Source organism: Roseibium sp. LAB1 (assembly GCF_054658235.1).
Genome location: NZ_BAAGIB010000002.1, coordinates 1 through 19,069, shown reverse-complemented (window position 1 = coordinate 19,069; position 19,069 = coordinate 1). Strand labels below are relative to the sequence as shown.

The 19,069-nt window shown below is 60.4% G+C and carries 13 protein-coding genes and 1 tRNA gene; 7 read left to right on the top strand and 7 right to left on the bottom strand.

Going from position 1 to position 19,069, the window contains the following annotated elements; all coding sequences use genetic code 11:
• Positions 1-158 precede the first annotated feature (158 nt).
• From ACYQ54_RS10125 to ACYQ54_RS10115, 3 genes are read left to right on the top strand one after another with little or no spacing between them, the layout of a single operon-like run.
• Positions 159-1,115 (top strand): ABC transporter permease, encoded by a 957-nt coding sequence (locus tag ACYQ54_RS10125; RefSeq protein WP_460081760.1) that lies wholly within the window; start codon positions 159-161, stop codon positions 1,113-1,115.
• A gap of 10 nt (positions 1,116-1,125) precedes the next feature.
• On the top strand, positions 1,126-2,190 hold the full coding sequence (locus tag ACYQ54_RS10120) for an ABC transporter permease (RefSeq protein ID WP_460081758.1): 1,065 nt from the start codon (positions 1,126-1,128) through the stop codon (positions 2,188-2,190).
• 2 nt (positions 2,191-2,192) lie between these two features.
• Positions 2,193-3,845 (top strand): ABC transporter ATP-binding protein, encoded by a 1,653-nt coding sequence (locus tag ACYQ54_RS10115; RefSeq protein WP_460081756.1) that lies wholly within the window; start codon positions 2,193-2,195, stop codon positions 3,843-3,845.
• A gap of 95 nt (positions 3,846-3,940) precedes the next feature.
• On the opposite strand, the gene ACYQ54_RS10110 is transcribed toward ACYQ54_RS10115, so the two are convergent.
• On the bottom strand, positions 3,941-4,063 hold the full coding sequence (locus ACYQ54_RS10110) for a hypothetical protein (RefSeq protein WP_022999159.1): 123 nt from the start codon (positions 4,061-4,063) through the stop codon (positions 3,941-3,943).
• Between the two features lie 390 nt (positions 4,064-4,453).
• Here ACYQ54_RS10110 and ACYQ54_RS10105 point away from each other — a divergent pair, with 390 nt between their 5' ends.
• Positions 4,454-5,551: a carboxynorspermidine decarboxylase gene (locus ACYQ54_RS10105; RefSeq protein ID WP_460081754.1), complete on the top strand. Its 1,098-nt coding sequence runs from the start codon at positions 4,454-4,456 to the stop codon at positions 5,549-5,551.
• Between the two features lie 49 nt (positions 5,552-5,600).
• Positions 5,601-6,839, top strand: coding sequence for a saccharopine dehydrogenase family protein (locus tag ACYQ54_RS10100; protein ID WP_460081751.1), 1,239 nt, complete (start codon positions 5,601-5,603; stop codon positions 6,837-6,839).
• A 210-nt stretch (positions 6,840-7,049) separates the two neighbouring features.
• Here ACYQ54_RS10100 and ACYQ54_RS10095 read toward each other — a convergent pair.
• Positions 7,050-7,126 (bottom strand) — tRNA-Arg (locus ACYQ54_RS10095).
• Positions 7,127-7,483: 357 nt separating this feature from the next.
• Here ACYQ54_RS10095 and ACYQ54_RS10090 point away from each other — a divergent pair.
• On the top strand, positions 7,484-9,040 hold the full coding sequence (locus ACYQ54_RS10090; protein ID WP_460081750.1) for a cryptochrome/photolyase family protein: 1,557 nt from the start codon (positions 7,484-7,486) through the stop codon (positions 9,038-9,040).
• A gap of 359 nt (positions 9,041-9,399) precedes the next feature.
• Here the strand turns inward: ACYQ54_RS10090 and ACYQ54_RS10085 are convergent, their stop codons facing one another.
• Positions 9,400-9,816, bottom strand: coding sequence for a septal ring lytic transglycosylase RlpA family protein (locus ACYQ54_RS10085; RefSeq protein WP_460081748.1), 417 nt, complete (start codon positions 9,814-9,816; stop codon positions 9,400-9,402).
• A gap of 341 nt (positions 9,817-10,157) precedes the next feature.
• Between ACYQ54_RS10085 and ACYQ54_RS10080 the strand changes: the two genes are divergently transcribed.
• Positions 10,158-12,251, top strand: a complete 2,094-nt coding sequence (locus tag ACYQ54_RS10080) for an EAL domain-containing protein (RefSeq protein ID WP_460081747.1) — start codon at positions 10,158-10,160, stop codon at positions 12,249-12,251.
• A 90-nt stretch (positions 12,252-12,341) separates the two neighbouring features.
• Here ACYQ54_RS10080 and gyrB read toward each other — a convergent pair whose 3' ends face one another.
• From gyrB to dnaA, 4 genes are all read right to left on the bottom strand, one after another.
• Complete coding sequence (gene gyrB / locus ACYQ54_RS10075; protein ID WP_460081744.1) at positions 12,342-14,795, bottom strand: DNA topoisomerase (ATP-hydrolyzing) subunit B; 2,454 nt, start codon at positions 14,793-14,795, stop codon at positions 12,342-12,344.
• Between the two features lie 132 nt (positions 14,796-14,927).
• Positions 14,928-16,076 (bottom strand): DNA replication/repair protein RecF, encoded by a 1,149-nt coding sequence (gene recF, locus ACYQ54_RS10070; protein WP_460081743.1) that lies wholly within the window; start codon positions 16,074-16,076, stop codon positions 14,928-14,930.
• A gap of 38 nt (positions 16,077-16,114) precedes the next feature.
• Positions 16,115-17,233 (bottom strand): DNA polymerase III subunit beta, encoded by a 1,119-nt coding sequence (gene dnaN, locus ACYQ54_RS10065; protein ID WP_460081741.1) that lies wholly within the window; start codon positions 17,231-17,233, stop codon positions 16,115-16,117.
• 260 nt (positions 17,234-17,493) lie between these two features.
• Positions 17,494-18,969, bottom strand: a complete 1,476-nt coding sequence (dnaA, locus tag ACYQ54_RS10060) for a chromosomal replication initiator protein DnaA (RefSeq protein WP_460081739.1) — start codon at positions 18,967-18,969, stop codon at positions 17,494-17,496.
• Between the last annotated feature and the right edge of the window lie 100 nt (positions 18,970-19,069).

Sequence of the window (19,069 nt, the reverse complement as noted above, 5' to 3'; positions counted from 1 at the left end):
CCGCCTGCAATTCGGCCCTGCTCCGGACGCGGGACAGGGTCGGTTTAAACGGACAGAGCTCCTGCCAACGCAAAGCAAAAAAAGCTGACAGGAACCTGCCCGATTGGTGTCCGGCGGAGCCTTGAGCCGTGCCGGGCTTTCCTATTCTGGAGGGACAAATGGGGGACATCCTACAGCTGGTCCTTAAGAGACTTGGCTTAGGTGCGATCACGCTACTTGTGGTCTCTATCCTGATCTTTTTTGCAGTCGAACTGCTGCCCGGCGACATTGCCCAGGCCGTTCTCGGACAGGGAGCAACGCCTGAAACCGTCGCCGCCCTGCGAGAGAAGCTCGGCCTCGACCAGCCGGCGGTCATTCGCTATTTCCATTGGCTCGGCGGTGCACTCACCGGCGACTTCGGTGTCTCGCTCGTCTCCGGTGAACGGGTCAGCGCCGCCATCAGCGACAGGTTCGTCAACACGCTTTTCCTGGCGACCTATGCGGCTGTAATCGCGGTGCCGATTTCCATCGTTCTCGGCGTGATTGTCGCTCTTCTGCGCAATACCCTGTTCGACAGGGTCGCCAACGTGGTCACGCTGACATCGATTTCCTCTCCGGAATTCTTTCTCGGCTACATCCTCATTCTCTACCTGGCGGTCAAGACCAACTACTTCCCCGCCATTGCCAGCCTCAGCGCGGACATGAGCTTCGGGGATCTGTTGCATCGAACCTTCCTGCCGGCGCTGACCCTGGTGCTGGTGGTGACGGCGCATATGATGCGCATGACGCGCGCGGCGATCATCAACCTCCTGGCCTCGCCCTACATCGAGATGGCGCGGCTGAAGGGCGTGCCGCCCTGGAAGGTAATCGTCAAACACGCCTTGCCCAACGCCTGGGCGCCGATCATCAACGTCGTCGCTCTCAATCTCGCCTATCTCATCACCGGTGTGGTCCTGGTGGAAGTTGTCTTCGTCTATCCGGGCGTCGGCCAGCTTCTGGTGGACGCGGTTGCCAAGCGCGATTTCCCGATCGTGCAGGCCTGCTGTCTCATCTTCGCCGCAACCTTCATCCTGCTGAACCTGGCAGCCGATGTGGGCGCGATCCTGACCAATCCGCGTTTGCGGCATCCGAAATGAGGGCAGCGACATGAGCACATTTGTCATTGGCTACTATGCGCTGCTGATCGGGGCCTCCTGCCTGGCGGCCTACTTCAACAAGCGCAAGATCTTCATCATCGTCTTTTCCCTGACGATGATTTCCTTTCTCGCAGGCATCATCGGCGGCACCCCGGCGTTGCGGTTCATCACCACGGCCGCAGGCATGCTGGCCCTGGCCGCCGGAACCTCCTATGCCTTCCGGGAATTCCTGATCATCATCACGCCCACCGGCGTCGCAAAGGAGTTGCGCACCGCACCTCTCACGGCCGCCTTCGGCATGTTCGTGATCTTCACCTATGCCGTTGCCGGGATCTTCGCTCCGGTGATCGCGCCTTTCGGCGAGGCCCAGGTGATATCCTCCGCCTTCGCCCCGCCGGACGAAACCATGCTGCTGGGAGCCGACCAGCTCGGCCGCGACATGTTCAGCCGAATCATCTACGGCGCCCGCAACTCGGTCGGCCTGGCGCTGCTCGCAACCTTGCTGGCTTTCTTCATGGGGGCCTTCGCCGGTCTGCTTGCGGCCACCAAGGGCGGCTGGTTCGATCAGTTCATCGGCCGTCTGGCCGACGTCATCATGTCCGTACCGTCGCTGATCTTCGCGCTCTTGATGCTCAGTATCTTCGGTACAAACCTGGTGGTGATCGTCATCGTGGTCGCGGTGATTTATTCGCCGCGCGTCTTCCGTCTCACCCGAGCGGTTGCCGGCAACGTGGTGGTGATGGATTACATCGAAGCGGCCAAGCTTCGCGGCGAGGGCACCTGGTACCTGATCCGCAGGGAAATCCTGCCGAACTCGACAGCACCGCTGATCGCTGAATTCGGTCTGGAGTTCTGCTTCGTGTTCCTGCTGATCGCCGGTCTGTCGTTCCTGGGGCTCGGCATTCAGCCACCGACCGCCGACTGGGGGTCGATGGTGCGTGAAAACGCGACGCTGATTTCCTTTGGCGAGATGACGCCGCTGATCCCGGCAGCCGCCATCGCACTTCTGACGGTTGCGGTGAATTTCGTTGTCGACTGGATGCTGTTCCGGTCTTCCGGCCTGAAGGAGGTTTGAGCATGGTGCCGAAAAAAGACGTTCTGCTTCGGATCTCCGATCTTCGGATCGAAGGCTATTCCGACGAGCAATGGGTCGAGATCGTCCATGGGGTCGATCTCACCCTGCACAAGGGCGAAGTGCTGGGGCTGATCGGAGAATCGGGTGCCGGCAAATCGACCATCGGTCTCGCATCGATGGGCTTTGCCCGCGACGGCTGCCGGATTTCCGGAGGCTCGATAGAGTTCGACGGCATGGAACTGACGACCACGCCGGAAAGCGATCTTCGGGCCTTGCGCGGGTCGCGCATCGCCTATGTCGCCCAGTCGGCGGCGGCTTCGTTCAATCCGGCCCACCGGATCATCGACCAGCATACGGAAGCTCCGATCCAGTACCGCATTCAAAAGCGGTTCGAGGCGCAGGAAGACGCCATGCAGCTTTACGAGCGGCTGCGCCTTCCCAACCCGAACGAGATCGGCTTCCGTTATCCCCACCAGGTCTCGGGCGGCCAGTTGCAACGCGCCATGACTGCCATGGCCATGGCATGCCGGCCGGACCTGATCATCTTCGACGAGCCGACCACCGCGCTTGACGTGACCACGCAGATCGAGGTTCTGGCCGCGATCAGGGACATTGTCGACCAGTTCAACACCGCGGCGATCTACATCACCCACGATCTGGCCGTGGTGGCGCAGATGGCCGACACCATCAAGGTGCTTCTCAAGGGTGAAGAGGTTGAGGAGGCACCGACCGAGCAGATGCTCGGTTCGCCCAAGGAAGACTACACCAAGAGCCTGTGGGCGGTCCGCAGCTTCCAGCGGCCGCAAAAGCATCGGCCGAAGGAAGCCGATGCGATCCCGATCGTCTCCGTCCAGGGCATCGACGCGGCCTATGGCAAGACCAAGGTTCTGGACGATGTCTCCTTCGACATCTATTCGGGCATGACGGTTGCCGTCGTCGGCGAATCCGGCTCCGGGAAGTCGACAACGGCGCGCTGTATCACCGGTCTGTTGCCGCCCACCAAGGGGCAGATCCTGTTCAAGGGCGAACCGCTGCCGCCGCGCTATCAGGACCGCAGCAAGGATCAGCTTCGCCAGGCGCAGATGATCTATCAGATGGCCGACACGGCGTTGAACCCGAAGATCAGGATCAGCGAAATCATCGGCCGGCCGGCACAGTTCTATGGCGGCCTGCACGGTGCGAAACTGAAAAACCGTGTCGATGAATTGCTCGACCTGATCGAGCTTGAGCCGTCAAAATTCTACAATCGCTACCCGCCGGAACTCTCTGGCGGCCAGAAACAGCGTGTGGGCATTGCCAGGGCGCTGGCGGCCGACCCGGCCTTCATCATCTGTGACGAGGTGACGAGCGCGCTCGACCAGCTTGTGGCGGAAGGCATCCTGAAGCTGCTCGACCGGCTGCAGCAGGAGTTCAATCTGGCCTACATGTTCATCACCCATGACCTAGCAACGGTGCGCTCCATCGCGGACGAGGTGGTGGTGATGCAGCGAGGCAAGGTGGTGGAGCAAGGGCCGAAGGACGAGATGTTCACGCCGCCCCACCATCCCTACACGGATCTGCTTCTGTCTTCGGTTCCCGAAATGGATCCGAACTGGCTGACGACGCTTCTGGAAGAACGCGGCACCGATGCCATTGGCGAAGCCGCCGACGTCTGATCGCAAGCGGTTTGCTTGTGCCGAAATGCAATCACCCCCGGAGATCGCTCCGGGGGTGATTGAAACGCTGCCGATTTTTCGTTAGGCGTGCGGGATCAGCCGACCATCAGGTAGCCGGAAAGAGCCATCGCACCCACGATAACGGCGTAAACGCCGACCAGCGCCGGCCAGGAGCCGCTCTGTGCCTTGTATTCGCGAATGAGATCGTCCCGGGTCATACCGACCTCCAGAAATGCCCAACTCTTGAGCGGGCTGGTGAATATTTGATCTGCCGGACAAATACGGGAGGAAAGTTAAGATTTCAATGAGTGAAAGCACGAATCTCCCTTCTATTTTTGCATAACTGTTCTGCGTTCCATTCACGGAAGGCATAACAACTCGGCGAGACGCCCGGTTCGCACGTCCCCGGGCCAGTGGCCGGGCGCAAGAAAGACGCCTCAGGCCCTTGCAAGGCCCTGCATGGAGACGGTATCCGTCACGCCGACAGCGAAGCTGGAACGCCTTCTGGCGGTCCGGCCGGTCCGGACAACCGGGCAACCGGAAATCGCTCCCAATCACCTGTCCGCGCGGCCAAGACCGGCCGCAGGCAACGATGGCGACGGAACCAGATGATCGAGACACCTTACTATCTGATCGACAAGGCGAAGCTGCTCCAGAACATGGAAAAGATCGCCTATGTCCGGGAACGGTCGGGCGCCAAGGCCTTGCTGGCCCTGAAGTGCTTCGCCACCTGGTGTGTTTTCGATTTCATGCGCGACTACATGGACGGCACCACCTCGTCCTCGCTGAACGAAGTCCGGTTGGGGCATGAGCGGTTCGGCAAGGAAACCCACGCCTATTCCGTGGCCTATGCCGATTACGAAATCGATGAAGTGATCTCCCATGCGGACAAGATCATCTTCAATTCCATCAGCCAGCTGGAACGCTTCGCGGAAAAGTCGGCCGGCATCGTGCGCGGGCTTCGCCTCAACCCGATGGTCAGCTCGTCCAGCTTCGACCTTGCCGATCCGGCCCGGCCTTTCTCCCGTCTTGGCGAATGGGATGTCGCCAAGATAGAAAAGGTCATGAACCGGATCAGCGGCTTCATGATCCACAACAACTGCGAAAATGCCGATTTTGCGCTGTTCGACCGCATGCTTGGCGATATCGAGGAAAAGTTCGGCGGGCTGTTGAGCCAGGCGGAATGGGTCAGTCTCGGCGGCGGCATCCACTTCACGGGGGACGACTACCCGCTCGACCTCTTCGCCGACCGTCTCAAGGCTTTTGCCGAAAAGTACGGCGTACAGGTCTACCTGGAACCGGGCGAAGCCTCGATCACCAGGTCGACAACACTTGAGACCACCGTGCTGGACACGCTGTTCAATGGCAAGAACCTCGCCATTGTCGATGCCTCCATCGAGGCGCATATGCTCGATCTTCTGATCTACCGGGAGACTGCAAAGGTAGCGCCCAATGAAGGGCCGCACAGTTACATGATCTGCGGCAAGTCGTGCCTTGCCGGTGACATATTCGGCGAGTTCAACTTCCCTGCCGAACTCAAGACCGGTGACCGGGTTTCCATTCAGGATGCGGCGGGTTACACGATGGTCAAGAAAAACTGGTTTAATGGCGTGAAAATGCCCGCGATTGCGGTCAAGGAAGTGGACGGAACCGTCCGCGTTGCTCGTGAGTTTTCGTACCGGGACTACGAGCAAAGTCTGTCTTGAGACTTGAACCCCGAACACCCCCAAGGTCCAAGGAAGGTATCTTTATCAAATGAAAAAGACTGTTCTCATCATCGGCGCCGGAGGTGTCGCTCAGGTGGTGGCGCATAAATGCGCACAGAACAATGATGTTCTCGGCGATATTCATATTGCCTCGCGCACCAAATCCAAATGCGACGACATCATCGCAACCGTGCATGCCAAAAAGGCGCTGAAGCAGCCGGGTGTTCTGGAAGGACACGAACTCAACGCGCTGGACGTTGCCGCCACCAGCGCGCTGATCCGCAAGACCGGCGCGCAGATCGTCATCAATGTCGGCACGGCCTTCCTGAACATGTCCGTCCTCAGCGCCTGTCTGGAGACGGGAGCCGCCTATATCGATACCGCCATTCACGAAGAGCCGGGCAAGATCTGCGAAACCCCGCCCTGGTATGCGAACTACGAATGGAAACGGGCCGAGGAATGCGCCGCCAAGGGCGTCACCGCCATTCTGGGCGCCGGCTTCGACCCGGGCGTCGTCAACGCCTATGCCCGCCTTGCCAAGGACGATTATCTCGACAAGGTGACCGAGGTCGACATCGTCGATATCAACGCCGGCAGCCACCAGCGCTATTTCGCCACCAACTTCGATCCGGAGATCAACTTCCGGGAATTCACCGGCACGGTCTATTCCTGGCAGCAGGGCAAGTGGCAGGAAAACAGGATGTTCGAGATCGGCAAGGAATACGACCTGCCGGTGGTCGGCAAGCGCATGGCCTATCTGTGCGGCCATGACGAAGTGCACTCGCTCGCAAAGAACATGGACGGCGCGGACGTCCGCTTCTGGATGGGCTTTGGCGAGCACTATATCAACGTCTTCACCGTTCTGAAGAACATAGGCCTTCTGTCCGAACAGCCGGTCAAGACGGCCGAGGGGCTGGAAGTCGTGCCGCTGAAGGTGGTCAAGGCGTGTCTTCCCGACCCGTCGTCGCTGGCACCCGAATACACCGGCAAGACCTGCATTGGCGATTTCGTCAAGGGCACCCGGAACGGCAAGGACCACGAGGTCTTCATCTACAATGTGGCCGACCACAAGGAAGCCTATGAGGAAGTCGGCAGCCAGGGCATTTCCTACACCGCCGGCGTTCCGCCGGTCGCGGCCGCCATGCTGATCGCAACTGGCGAATGGGATGTGAAGAAGATGGCCAACGTGGAAGAACTTCCACCGCACCCCTTCCTCGGCATCCTGAACCGCATCGGCCTGCCGACCCGCATCAAGGACGCCGACGGCGACCGGGCGCTGGAATTCTAGGCCGAGGCCTTTCCAAAGCCGGCAACAAGTTCAGCCCCGGTCACCACCGGGGCTGTTTGCGTTTAAGGCAGCCGGACACGGGCGAAAGTGCTGACTTGGGAGTCCCCGAGAGCACAAAGCCCGCTCAACGCCCCATCTTTGAAGACATACCCCTACCGGACACGGTGCGCCCGAAGTGGTTGCAGGGAAAATTCGGCAGAGAGGAATTTTTGGCGCACCCGACAGGATTCGAACCTGTGACCTCTGCCTTCGGAGGGCAGCGCTCTATCCAGCTGAGCTACGGGTGCTTGCCCGCGCGGGGAACCGGCGCGGGGGATAGAGGGGTCTGATACAAGATCCGGCGATCCGGGGCAATCGCTTTCTGAAATTTTGGACAAGATATCGGCGCGGTTGCCGGGGTTGCGCAGGGCAAGGCATTTGTGGGGGGCGGCTGCCGGATTTGCGGGGGCAGGCTGAGGCAGATTACCGGTCGAAGTGAAAGGCAACACACTGGGCAATGGGGGGCACGGCTGGGGGCAGAGTGCCGAAGGCGTGCCGGGCTGAATACCGGGTCTTGCGGCGCTGTGCGGAAAAATTGCGTGAGTGGTGATAGGGCTGCGGAGTTCGTGCGTAGGAAGAGCGAACACTCATTTTCGCTGAGACCGATGACCGAGACCAACCACTGCCGATCTCTTGTTCTTGTGCTGGGAGACCAGTTGAGCCCCGATCTTTCCAGCTTGAAGCGGGCAGACCCGGTGCGCGACAGGGTGCTGATGGTCGAGGTGATGGCAGAGGCCACCTATGTGCGCCACCACAAGAAGAAGATCGCCTTTCTGTTTGCCGCCATGCGTCATTTCGCCGAAGAGCTGAAGGCGGCCGGCTGGACGGTTGATTATGTGCGGCTGGACGACCCGGACAACAGCGGCAGTTTCAAGGGAGAGGTGGTGCGCGCCTGCGAGCGGCTGCGCCCGCAGCAGCTTCTGGTCACCGAACCCGGCGAATGGCGGGTACTGGAGGACATGCGCTCATGGCGGGACGCCCTTGGCCTGCCGGTGGAAATTCTCACCGACACGCGGTTCTATTCCACCGTGGCGGATTTCCGGGCGTGGGCGGACGGGCGCAAGCAGTTGCGCATGGAATATTTCTATCGGGAGATGCGCCGCAGCACCGGCTTGTTGATGGACGGCGACAAGCCTGCCGGCGGCAAATGGAACTATGACGCGGACAACCGCAAGCCGGCCCAGCCGGACCTGTTCATGCCCGAACCGAAACGCTTTGCCCCGGATGCGATCACGCGCGAGGTGCTGGATCTGGTTGCCGAGCGGTTCGCGGGGCACATCGGCGACCTGGAGCCATTCTGGTTCGCAGTGACCGCCAGGGACGCCGAAGCCGCCTGTGATCATTTCCTGGCCGACATGCTGGCCGATTTCGGAACCTACCAGGACGCCATGCTGAGTGGGCGCAAGTTCCTGTTTCACTCGGTCCTGTCGGCCTACCTGAACGCCGGTCTGCTTGATGCCAAGGCGCTGTGCCGAAAGGTGGAGGCTGCCTGGCGTGCGGGGCGGGTGCCGCTCAATGCCGCCGAAGGGTTTATCCGGCAGATCCTTGGTTGGCGCGAATACGTGCGTGGCATCTACTGGCTGAAGATGCCGGACTATATCGACAGCAACGCGCTTGGCGCGGACCGTCCGCTACCGGACTTCTACTGGAATGGGAAGACGCGCATGCGCTGCCTGTCGGAAGCCATCGGCCAGACGTTGGAAGACGCCTATGCGCATCACATTCAAAGATTGATGGTGACAGGCAATTTCGCGCTCCTGGCCGGCGTCAGGCCGCAGGAGGTGCATGAATGGTATCTGATGGTCTATGCCGATGCCTATGAATGGGTGGAGGCCCCCAACACAATCGGCATGAGCCAGTTTGCCGATGGCGGACTGCTCGGTTCAAAGCCTTATGTGTCCAGCGGCAATTATATCGACCGGATGTCGGACTATTGTGGTGTCTGTTCCTACGACGTCCGGAAGAAGACCGGGCCGAAGGCCTGTCCGTTCAACGCGCTTTACTGGGACTTTCTGGATCGCAACGCTGACGTGCTGCGAGGCAACCCGCGCCTCGGCCAGCCCTATGCGTCCTGGGCAAGGATGACACCGGACAGGCAGCAGGCTCTGAGGAACAGTGCGGCGGACTTCCGGACGCGTCTTTTCAACGGTGAGGAGGTTTGATTTTGCTGTGCCCGCATCCGAGCCTGCGTTGCCATTGACGCAGCGGTTGGTCGCCATTTGCGGGAGTAAGATCAAGGATATAAAAAAAACGCGCAGCCGTTAGACTGCGCGAATAAAGTTACTGTGCACGTGGCCCCATCGACCACGGCGGCAACTCTAGCGGCATCTTTCTCGATTGTCATTACCGTAAAATATTTTATTTTTTGATTCACTGTAATGCGACTGATCGTTATTCATACTGAGTCATATGTGAAATAATGTGACGATCAAATTAATTCATTAAATTCAGCGCCTTAAATTTGTTGCACAATTTGGAAGCGCCGTTGAGGCAGGAAGGGGTCATCTTTCCTGCCGCAAAATTATTGGCAAATTTGCTTATAATTGGCAGAAATTTTTCCGGCTTTGCTCGAAAGTTTTACGCGGGTGATGCCTCTGCGGACAAAACCGAGCTCTTTGGCTGCCGCCCAGGTCACATCTATAACACGGCCATTTGCGAAAGGGCCCCGGTCGTTGATCCGCACTGTAACGGTCTTGCCGTTGGCAAGGTTGGTAACATCCACGAGCGTGCCGAAGGGCAGGCTCCTGTGAGCAGCGGTCAGCTGGTTCGGGTTGGCGCGTTCTCCGCTCGCGGTGGTGCCGCCGAGCTTGTACCACGATGCCTTGCCGCATTGCTGATAAACGCCTGCCTGGGCGTTGTTGACGCTACCAGCCGCCAGAAGCAAAACACCACACAGCGCGACGCGCGATAGATGCCGTGCGAGAGCAATTCTTTCCATGATAGTCCCCCTGGAGCCGGGCAGGCCGCCCCCGATCGATCTTGAACACAGTTTCGTGATGCCGCTGATAACATTCCGTAGCGGCGCCTTTACGTCGTCGACGTGATCAAAATGTGGCAGTTTCTCAGGTGAACTGGGGCATTAGTATAAAATAAACATAAAATTTTAAATACATTTGGTGACGCTTGATTAATTTTTAATTTACTATAAAAATTCTAAGAGTTGTGGGTATTTCTTCTGTTTCAGATTTGCCAACTGATCTGTGTTAGTAATTTTTACATAGGAACGGCGCATGTGTATTGAGTAGCGCCAATTTAACGGCAATTTGAAAGGGCGGTCTGGTGCAAGTCAGCCATCGGTTCTTGAGCGACCGGCTGGAACAATCCGGTCGTGCGGAAAATAATACTTTAACCGGCTTCCACACTTCCCTGCTGGAGGTGCTTCCTCATGCTGCGGCGTATGTCGCGCAGGATGGCAGCGTTCTGGTTCATAACAAGCAAATGAAGGCGCTTTGCGCCGCCAAAGGTGTTTTTCCGGTCCCGCTCAGCTTGCCGGCGCTGCTGTCTGAAACCAGCTGGCGCCGATGCGAGGCGGTCTTGTCGGCTGCATTCAGCGGTGTTCCGGCCCAGGCCAGTGGTGTCATCCTGCTGCAGTCCGGGGCAACCTTCTGCCACCACATGATCTGTACATCCTTCGTGTCGCTTTCCGGCGAACGACAGGCGGTTCTCGTCCAGTTCGATCTTGAAGAAGCCGGGCAGGACGAAATCGTGACCGTGGCAGAACCGGTGCGGAGCGAGCCTCGCCCTGGAAGCACTGCGCGCGATCTTGATCTGCTGCAACATTTTCCGGACGATGTACTTGTGTTCGATGGCTCTGAAAGTGTCGAGAACATGGCTGAAAAGCTGCTCGAACTGATCAGCAGTGATTACGACGCGGACCTTCTGGCCGAAGCGCTGGCAAGCCTGGAAGGCGCACTGCCGCAAACCATCTATATTCCCGAGAATCGCAGTTTCCAGGCCGCGGGCTATGCTGCGGACAGGCAGATGTGCGAAGTGCGGATGGTACCGATCCCCGGCGCAAAAACCGAAAACCTGGGTGGCCATGCATCCATGGCCGTCATCCGGCGCAATGTCGACTGCCCGCAGGAAGCCGCGGAGAACCGGCGTCTGGCCTATCTCGACCCGTTGACAGGTCTCGAGAACCGTCGTGCCTTCACCAAGGCCTTGAAGCGCGAACTGACAAGGCTTGCTTCCGATACCGAAACGGGCCTGGCCGTACTCTATATCGATCTTGATGAGTTCAAGAAGGTAAACGATCTGGGCGGTCATGACGCGGGCGACGACATGCTCCTGCGTGTTGCGGCCTGCCTGCGGCTGACTCTGGGGGAATTCGGCACGGCCGCCAGGATCGGCGGCGACGAATTTGCCGGCATGGTGCCGGTTGCCAACGAGGAAGCCGCCCTCGACATTGCCGAGGAAATTCTGGGTGGTTTCGATCGGATCCGCCTGGAAGTGGGCGACCGGGTCTTCACCATTGGCGGCTCCATCGGCGTTGCCTTCCTCGACTGCGGTATCAAGCTGCGCGAAGGCGATGCAGCCGCTCTGCTGGGTCTGGCCGACCGGGCCTGCCTGCGTGGCAAGCGCTTCGGCGGCCGTTCGGTCCAGATCCATTCCGTACAGGCCCAGGATTGCGAAGGGACAGGCGGTGAACTGGCGGATTTGCCCGAACCGGGCAGTTTCCGCGGCAATGAGCTGACACTTTATGCAATGCCGATCGTTTGCCTGAAGCGCGCCAAACCTTGCGGGTCGGAAATCCTGTTGCGCCTTCAGGGCGACCGTGCCCGGGGTCTATCCTCACGGGCCTGGATCTCGGCCGCCGAACGGTCCGGGTTCATTGCCCAGGTTGATGCCTGGACACTGGACAAGGTGTTGGACGCCGCAGAGCGCAGTTCCGACCGCGCCATTCTGACGATGAACGTATCCGCGGAATCCGCGCGCGATCCGATTTTCCGCGATGGCCTCTACCATCGCCTGTCGGTCAATCCGCTGCTGGCGTCAAAGCTGTGCCTTGAAATCGCGGAGAAGGATTTTCTGCGCGAGCCGACCAGCGTTCAGGCGTTTTTCAAGTTCGTGAACGAACTTGGGTGCCAGACCGCCATAGACGACTTCGCCGGACACTGGCCGGTTCTGTCGCGGTTGACCAACCTGCGTGTTGATTGGCTGAAGCTTGAATCGAGCCTGACTCAGCAGGTGGTCGAAGAGCCGGCCAAGGCTGCCATCTTGAACGGCCTTGTCCGCGCAGCCCATGAACTCGGCATCAAGGTGATCGCCAAGCACGTGGAAACAGCGCAGGAAGCACGGCTTCTGTGTGAACTCGATATTGAGGCAGCGCAAGGCTATTTCTTCGGCCGTCCGGAACCCTGGGCCGGCGGCTGACCCTGTTGGGGTACAGTCCCCGGAATTCCCGGGCAAGAACAAGAAAGAGCGGCACAAGGGCCGCTCTTTCTGTTTGCGCTCGCTGTGACCTCAGATGTCGAGGTTGGCCACGGCCAGGGCATTTTCCTGAATAAACTCGCGTCGCGGTTCGACTTCGTCGCCCATCAGCTTGGTGAAGATGTCGTCGGCGTCGTCGGCCTCGCGCACTTTCACCTGCAGCAGGGAGCGGACATTCGGGTCGAGCGTGGTTTCCCAGAGCTGCTCCGGGTTCATCTCGCCGAGACCCTTGTAGCGCTGCAGCGAAATGCCTTTCTGGCCGGCGGCATAGATCTGGGTCAGCAGGGCACGCGGTCCACGGATTTCGGTAGAGATGTCCTTGCGTCGCAGGACGGCAGCCTTGCCGTAGATCTCGTTCAGGTGGCTGGCGTGTGCTGCCAGACGGCGAGCGTCGGTGGACCCGAGCAGAGCTGCATCGATCGTGGCTGCTTCCTGCACGCCGCGAACCATCCGTTTGAACACCAGGCTGCCATCGTCCCGTGCTTCGCCGGTCCAGCCGCGTTCGAATTCGTCGGCCAGAATATCCATGCGCCGGGCGATATAGGCGGCAGCTTCCTCGGCCTTGCCCTGGTCTTCCAGGATCTCCGGTGTCAGCGCACCCGCAATCGCGGCCTGTTCGACCACATCCCGGTTGTAACGTGAATGCAGCCCGTCAAAGATGTCGGAAATGGTCCGCGCCGTCTCTGCCACGGTGCGAAGGTCCTGGCCGGTGCGAACCTCGCCGTTGGCCAGTGTCAGGGAGGCGTCGTCCAGGCCCTGTCCGATCAGGTAATCTTCCAGCGCCTTCTGGTCCTTCAGATACTGTTCGGACTGGCCGCGCTTGACCTTGTAGAGCGGCGGCTGCGCGATATAGATGTAGCCGTTTTCGATCAGCTGCGGCATCTGACGGAAGAAGAACGTCAGCAGCAGCGTGCGAATATGCGCACCGTCGACGTCAGCATCGGTCATGATGATGATCTTGTGGTAGCGCAGTTTCTCGACGTTGAATTCCTCCTTGCCGATCCCGGTGCCGAGCGCGGTGATCAGCGTTCCGATTTCGTTGGAGGACAGCATCTTGTCGAAGCGTGCGCGCTCCACGTTGAGGATTTTACCGCGCAGCGGCAGCACGGCCTGGTTTTCCCGGTGGCGGCCCTGTTTGGCCGATCCGCCTGCGGAATCACCCTCCACCAGGAAAAGTTCGGCCTTGGAGGCATCGCGCTCCTGGCAGTCGGCAAGCTTGCCGGGCAGGGATGCGATGTCGAGAGCGCCCTTGCGGCGGGTCAGTTCGCGCGCCTTGCGGGCGGCTTCACGTGCGGAAGCTGCTTCCACCACCTTGGAGACGATCGTCTTTGCCGGGGCCGGGTTTTCTTCCAGCCATTCGCTCAGGATTTGCGAGATCAGGTTTTCGACAACCGGCCGCACTTCGGAGGAAACCAGCTTGTCCTTTGTCTGGGACGAGAATTTCGGATCCGGCACCTTGACGGATAGGACGCAGGTCAGACCTTCGCGGCAGTCATCACCGGAAAGGTTCACCTTTTCCTTCTTCATCAGGCCGGTGGCTTCAGCATAGCCGGTGACCTGCCTGGTCAGCGCTGCGCGGAAACCGGCAAGGTGCGTGCCGCCGTCGCGCTGCGGAATGTTGTTGGTGAAGCACAACACATGCTCATGGTAGCTGTCGTTCCACCACATGGCGGCTTCGACGGTGATGCCGTCGCGCTCGGCCCGCATGTTGATCGGCTCTTCGATCAGGGGATGCTTGGCCCGGTCCAGATAGCGCACGAATGCTTCGAGGCCGCCTTCGTAGAAAAGCTCCTCGACCTTGTCCTCAACACCGCGCTTGTCGGTCAGGATGATGCGTACGCCGGAGTTCAGGAAGGCCAGCTCGCGCAGGCGGTGTTCCAGGGTGCCGAAATCGAACTCGGTCTTGGTGAAGGTTTCCGGTGACGGCAGAAAGGTAACCTCGGTTCCTTTCCTGCCGTTGGCGGGCCCGACCACCTTCAGCGGTGCCACGGCATCGCCGTGGGCAAAGGTCATGCTGTGTTCCTGGTCGTTGCGCCAGATGCGCAGCTCCAGCTTTGTCGACAGGGCGTTGACGACGGAAACGCCCACGCCGTGCAGGCCGCCGGAAACCTTGTAGGAATTCTGGTCAAACTTACCGCCGGCGTGCAGCTGGGTCATGATGACCTCCGCCGCCGACACGCCTTCTTCCGAGTGCAGGTCGGTCGGAATGCCGCGGCCGTTATCGGACACGGTGACCGATCCGTCCGGATTAAGGCTCACCGTCACGTGGTCGGCATGACCCGCCAGTGCTTCGTCGATGGCGTTGTCGACGACTTCGTAGACCATGTGGTGCAGACCGGAGCCGTCATCGGTGTCGCCGATATACATGCCGGGCCGCTTGCGCACGGCATCGAGGCCCTTGAGGACCTTGATGCTGTCGGCGCCATATTCGGCACCACCATTGGTTTCGGGGGTCGGGCTGCTCTCAGGCGTGGACGTGTCGCTCATGCGAATCAATCACCAATCGATTTGTCTTTTCTAACCCTGTTATACGGGGTTCCGGCGGGGGTTCAACCGCGTGCCGGCCATAGCCAAGCCAGCGAAGGGTTTCTGGTGGAAAACCACAAGATTCCGGCGGATTTAAGGGGCGTCGCTCCGCGTGAGCAGGCGGCCCTGGTGCTCCCTGATCTCAAACACTTCCGCTTCGGTGGGCAAAGCCTCGAAAAGGGCCTCGTCGGTACCGGTCATGAAAACCTGTCCGCCAAGAGATTCCAGCTTCGTGAACAGGGCCGAGCGGCGGTCCGGATCGAGATGCGCGGCCACTTCATCGAGCAGCAGAACCGGTGTCATTCCGGACACCTTCGCCGTCAGTTCGGCATGGGCAAGGATCAGGCCGATCAGCAGCGCCTTCTGTTCCCCCGTCGAGGACTGCGACGCCGGCATTGCCTTGGCTGCGTGAAGAACGGTGAGGTCGCTCAGGTGCGGACCGTTGAGGGTGCGCCCGGCGGCGCGGTCGCGGTTGCGCCCGTCCTGCAGCATCTGCCGGTAGCGGTCTTCCCTGTCGGAGGCACTCAGGCCTGCGGTCTCCGCCTCAAAGGCGCCTTCCAGGCAGACAGAGGCGTGCGGGAACGGCAGGTCCTGTGCCGCCTGGCCGGCGATCATTCGGCTGAGCAGGTCAACGGTCTCGGTTCTGGCGATCGACACGGCGGTGCCAAGCTCGGCCACCTGTTGTTCCAGCGCGCTCAAATAGGCATCGGAGCCGCCCTGGTCGAGCAGGCGGTTGCGCTGACGAAGGGCGTTTTCGAAGTCGCTGACCCGGCGGCCGTGTGTCGGGTCGATCGCCAGCGTCAGCCGGTCGAGAAACCGGCGACGGTCGGAACCGGGGCCTGTGAACAGCCCGTCCATGGACGGAACCAGCCAGAGGACTCGCATATAGTCGAGAAGGCTTTCCGAGCCGCGAACTTCCTCGCCGTCGATACGCACCTTGCGTCCGGACGTGCCGGCGACCAGACCGGTTCCGATTTTGGTTTCGAACCCGTCCAGCTGCACTGTTGCGGCAACGCTCCAGCTGCCGTCGCCGCCTTTGCGGGCGATGTCGGCCAGCGCCGCCCGGCGCAGGCCGCGTCCGGCGGTCAGAAACGATATGGCTTCCAGGATATTGGTCTTGCCGGCGCCATTGGGCCCGACAAAGGCGGCCATCTTGGCCGATATCGGCAGCGTCAGGGCGCTGTAGTTGCGGAAGCCGGTCAGCGACAGACGGGTCAGCTGCGCCGTCCGGTAATCTGTCATGACCCCACTTCCGCTACTGTTTGGGCACGCCGGCTAAATCAGACCCGCATCGGCATGAGAACGAACAGGCAGTCATCGACCGTGTTGTCCTGAATGAGGGTCGGGGATCCGCTGTCCGCCAGGCGGAACAGGGCCGTGTCGCTCGAAAGCTGGTTGGCGATATCGAGCAGGTAGCGGGAGTTGAAGCCGATTTCCATCGGGTCGGCGTCATATTCGACAGCCAGTTCCTCGGTCGCGCTGCCGGAATCCGGGTTGTTCACCGTCAGCACCAGGCGGCCTTCGGTCAGCGACAGCTTGACGGCGCGGCCGCGTTCGGAGGAGATCGTCGACACGCGGTCGACAGCTTCCTTGAACTCGTCCCGGTCGACGCGCATTTCCTTGTCGTTGTTCTGCGGGATCACCCGGCCATAGTCCGGAAAGGTGCCGTCGATCAGCTTGGATGTCAGGATAACGGAGCCGGTCGTGAGACGGATCTTGGTGTCGGAAAGCTCGATCTGGACATTGGCTTCCGGGTTCTCGAGCAGCTTCTGAATCTCGCCAACGGTCTTGCGCGGCACGATGATGCCGGGCATGCCGGCCGAGCCGGACGGCGCCGGCACTTCGGCCTGGGCCAGACGGTGGCCGTCAGTGGCAACCGCGCGGAACTGCAGGCCGGAGCCCGCATCGACCGTGTGCAGGTAGATGCCGTTCAGGTAGTACCGGGTCTCTTCGGTCGAGATCGCGAACTGGGTCGCGTCGATTAGCTTGCGGATATCGGCACCGGTCAGCGCGAAGCCGTGGCTGAAGTCGCCCGCGGTCAGGTCCGGGAAGTCGGTTTCCGGCAGCATCTGCAGGGTGAACTTGGACCGGCCTGCGCGAATTTCGAGCGTGGCATTGTCGCTGGTGGTTTCCAGCACGACCTGCGAGCCTTCCGGTAGCTTGCGCACGATGTCATAGAACATATGTGCCGGAACGGTGGTCGCACCCGGCAATTCGATCATGGCCGGCACGCTTTCGACGATTTCCAGGTCGAGGTCGGTTGCCTTCAGGTTGAGCGCGCCGCCATCGGCGCGCAGAAGAACGTTCGACAGGATCGGAATGGTATTCCGGCGTTCGACCACGCGGTGAACATGGGTCAAGGACTTGAGGAGGTCGGTCCGCTCGAGGGTCGCTTTCATACTCTCGTTCCGTGCTCATGAAACGCCTGGCTGAGCTGCCGGGCTGATTGAATATTCTTGGCTCCGGTGAGGAGCGGGGTGGACGACACTGCCCTTAACCGGCTCCAAAAGCAAGGGGGCGTTCTGCCCGAACGCCCCCAATTTTGGTAGAATATCGTGTATTTTAACCTTCGTTTGCCATGTGCCGGGAAGAGGCCGGCGGATGCCCGATTGAAATCGGTGGGGCACCCGCAAAACGCCTGTTTCCGAAGCTCTCCGCCTCAGGCGTCGAGCATGCGCTTGAGCAACTCCAGCTCCTGCGCCAGCGCGTAGTCGGCGCGCGCCATTTCCTCGATCTTGCGGACGGCGTGCAGAACCGTCGTGTGGTCCCGGTTGCCGAAGCGGCGGCCGATTTCCGGCAAGGAGCGCGGGGTCATGACCTTGGCAAGATACATGGCAATCTGGCGCGGACGAACGATGGTCCGGGTGCGCCGTGCAGACAAGAGATCCGCCTTGGTGACATTGTAGTGCTTGGAAACCACCCGCTGGATGTCTTCGATCTTCACCCGGCGCGGCTCGCTGGAACGCACAAGGTCGCGCAGGGTCAATTCAGCCATTTCCTGCGTGATCGGCTGGTTGGTCAGCTGGTTGTGCGCGATCAGACGGTTGAGAGCACCTTCAAGGTCGCGGCCGGAAGAGGCAACGTGACGGGCAACATAGTCCAGCACGCCGTCCGGAACGTCGAACTGAGGGTAGGTCTTGCGGGCCGTGTCGACGCGCGTCGCCAGGATGTTTCGGCGCAGCGCGAAATCCGGTTCCTGAATGCCGACCACCAGGCCGCCGGACAGGCGCGAGCGGACGCGGTCGTCGAGCGTGTCCAGTTCGGACGGCGCGCGGTCCGCGGCCACGATCACCTGACGGGCACCGTCGATGAGAGCGTTGAGGGTGTGACAGAATTCCTGCTGCACCTGTTTGCCGTGCAGAAACTGCATGTCATCGATCAGAAGAAGGTCGATCGTGCGCAGATTCTCCTTGAAGGCCAGTGCGGACTGGGACTTCAGGGCGGCAACGAACTTGTACATGAAGTGCTCGGCCGTGAGGTAGAGCACCTTGCGGCCACCGGCCCGGGCCTTCGCGGCCACGGCCTGCATCAGGTGGGTCTTGCCCAGACCGACCGAGGCATGCAGGTAGAGCGGGTTGAATGTGACCGCGCCGCCGGCAGCAACCTGACGGGCCGCAGCCAGGGCCAGGTTGTTGGACTCGCCTTCGACAAAGGTCTCAAACGTGTACTTCGGATCGAGCGCCGCACCTTGCAGCACGTCACGAGCGTTGTCCGAGCTGGTCTCACCGCGGCCGAGAGCCGCCGTTGCCGCCTGGGCCCGGGTCACCTGTGCCGCGTCGGAAAGCGCGTCGGAACGGGTTTCGGCAGCGGCCGGCTTGCTGCCCTGGGGCGCTGCAAGGCTTGGTTTGGCAATCGGGGTCTGACGCGGGCGGATTGCACCGCGCACCGTCAGCTCGATGCGGTGAACGTTGTCACATTCCCGCTGCCAGAGGCCCATTAGCTGGTCGTTATAATTGTTCTGAATCCACTGCTTCAAAAACCGGGTCGGAACAGACAGGCGAACAGTGCCGTCCTGATGTTCCTCGAGGTCTACACGTGCAAACCAGCTGGTAAAAACATCATCGCCCAATTCTGCGCGAAGCTGCTTTTTCACCCGTTTCCACTGTTCGGAGCCGCCTGCCTCCTGAACCTGCATGTTATCTGCCTCCTGTAAATGTGAAGAGCAGTCCGCCACAGCCACTCTTCGACGCCTTGCTGCTTTTGCAGCATTATAATGTCCCTTTTGGGACGGTTAT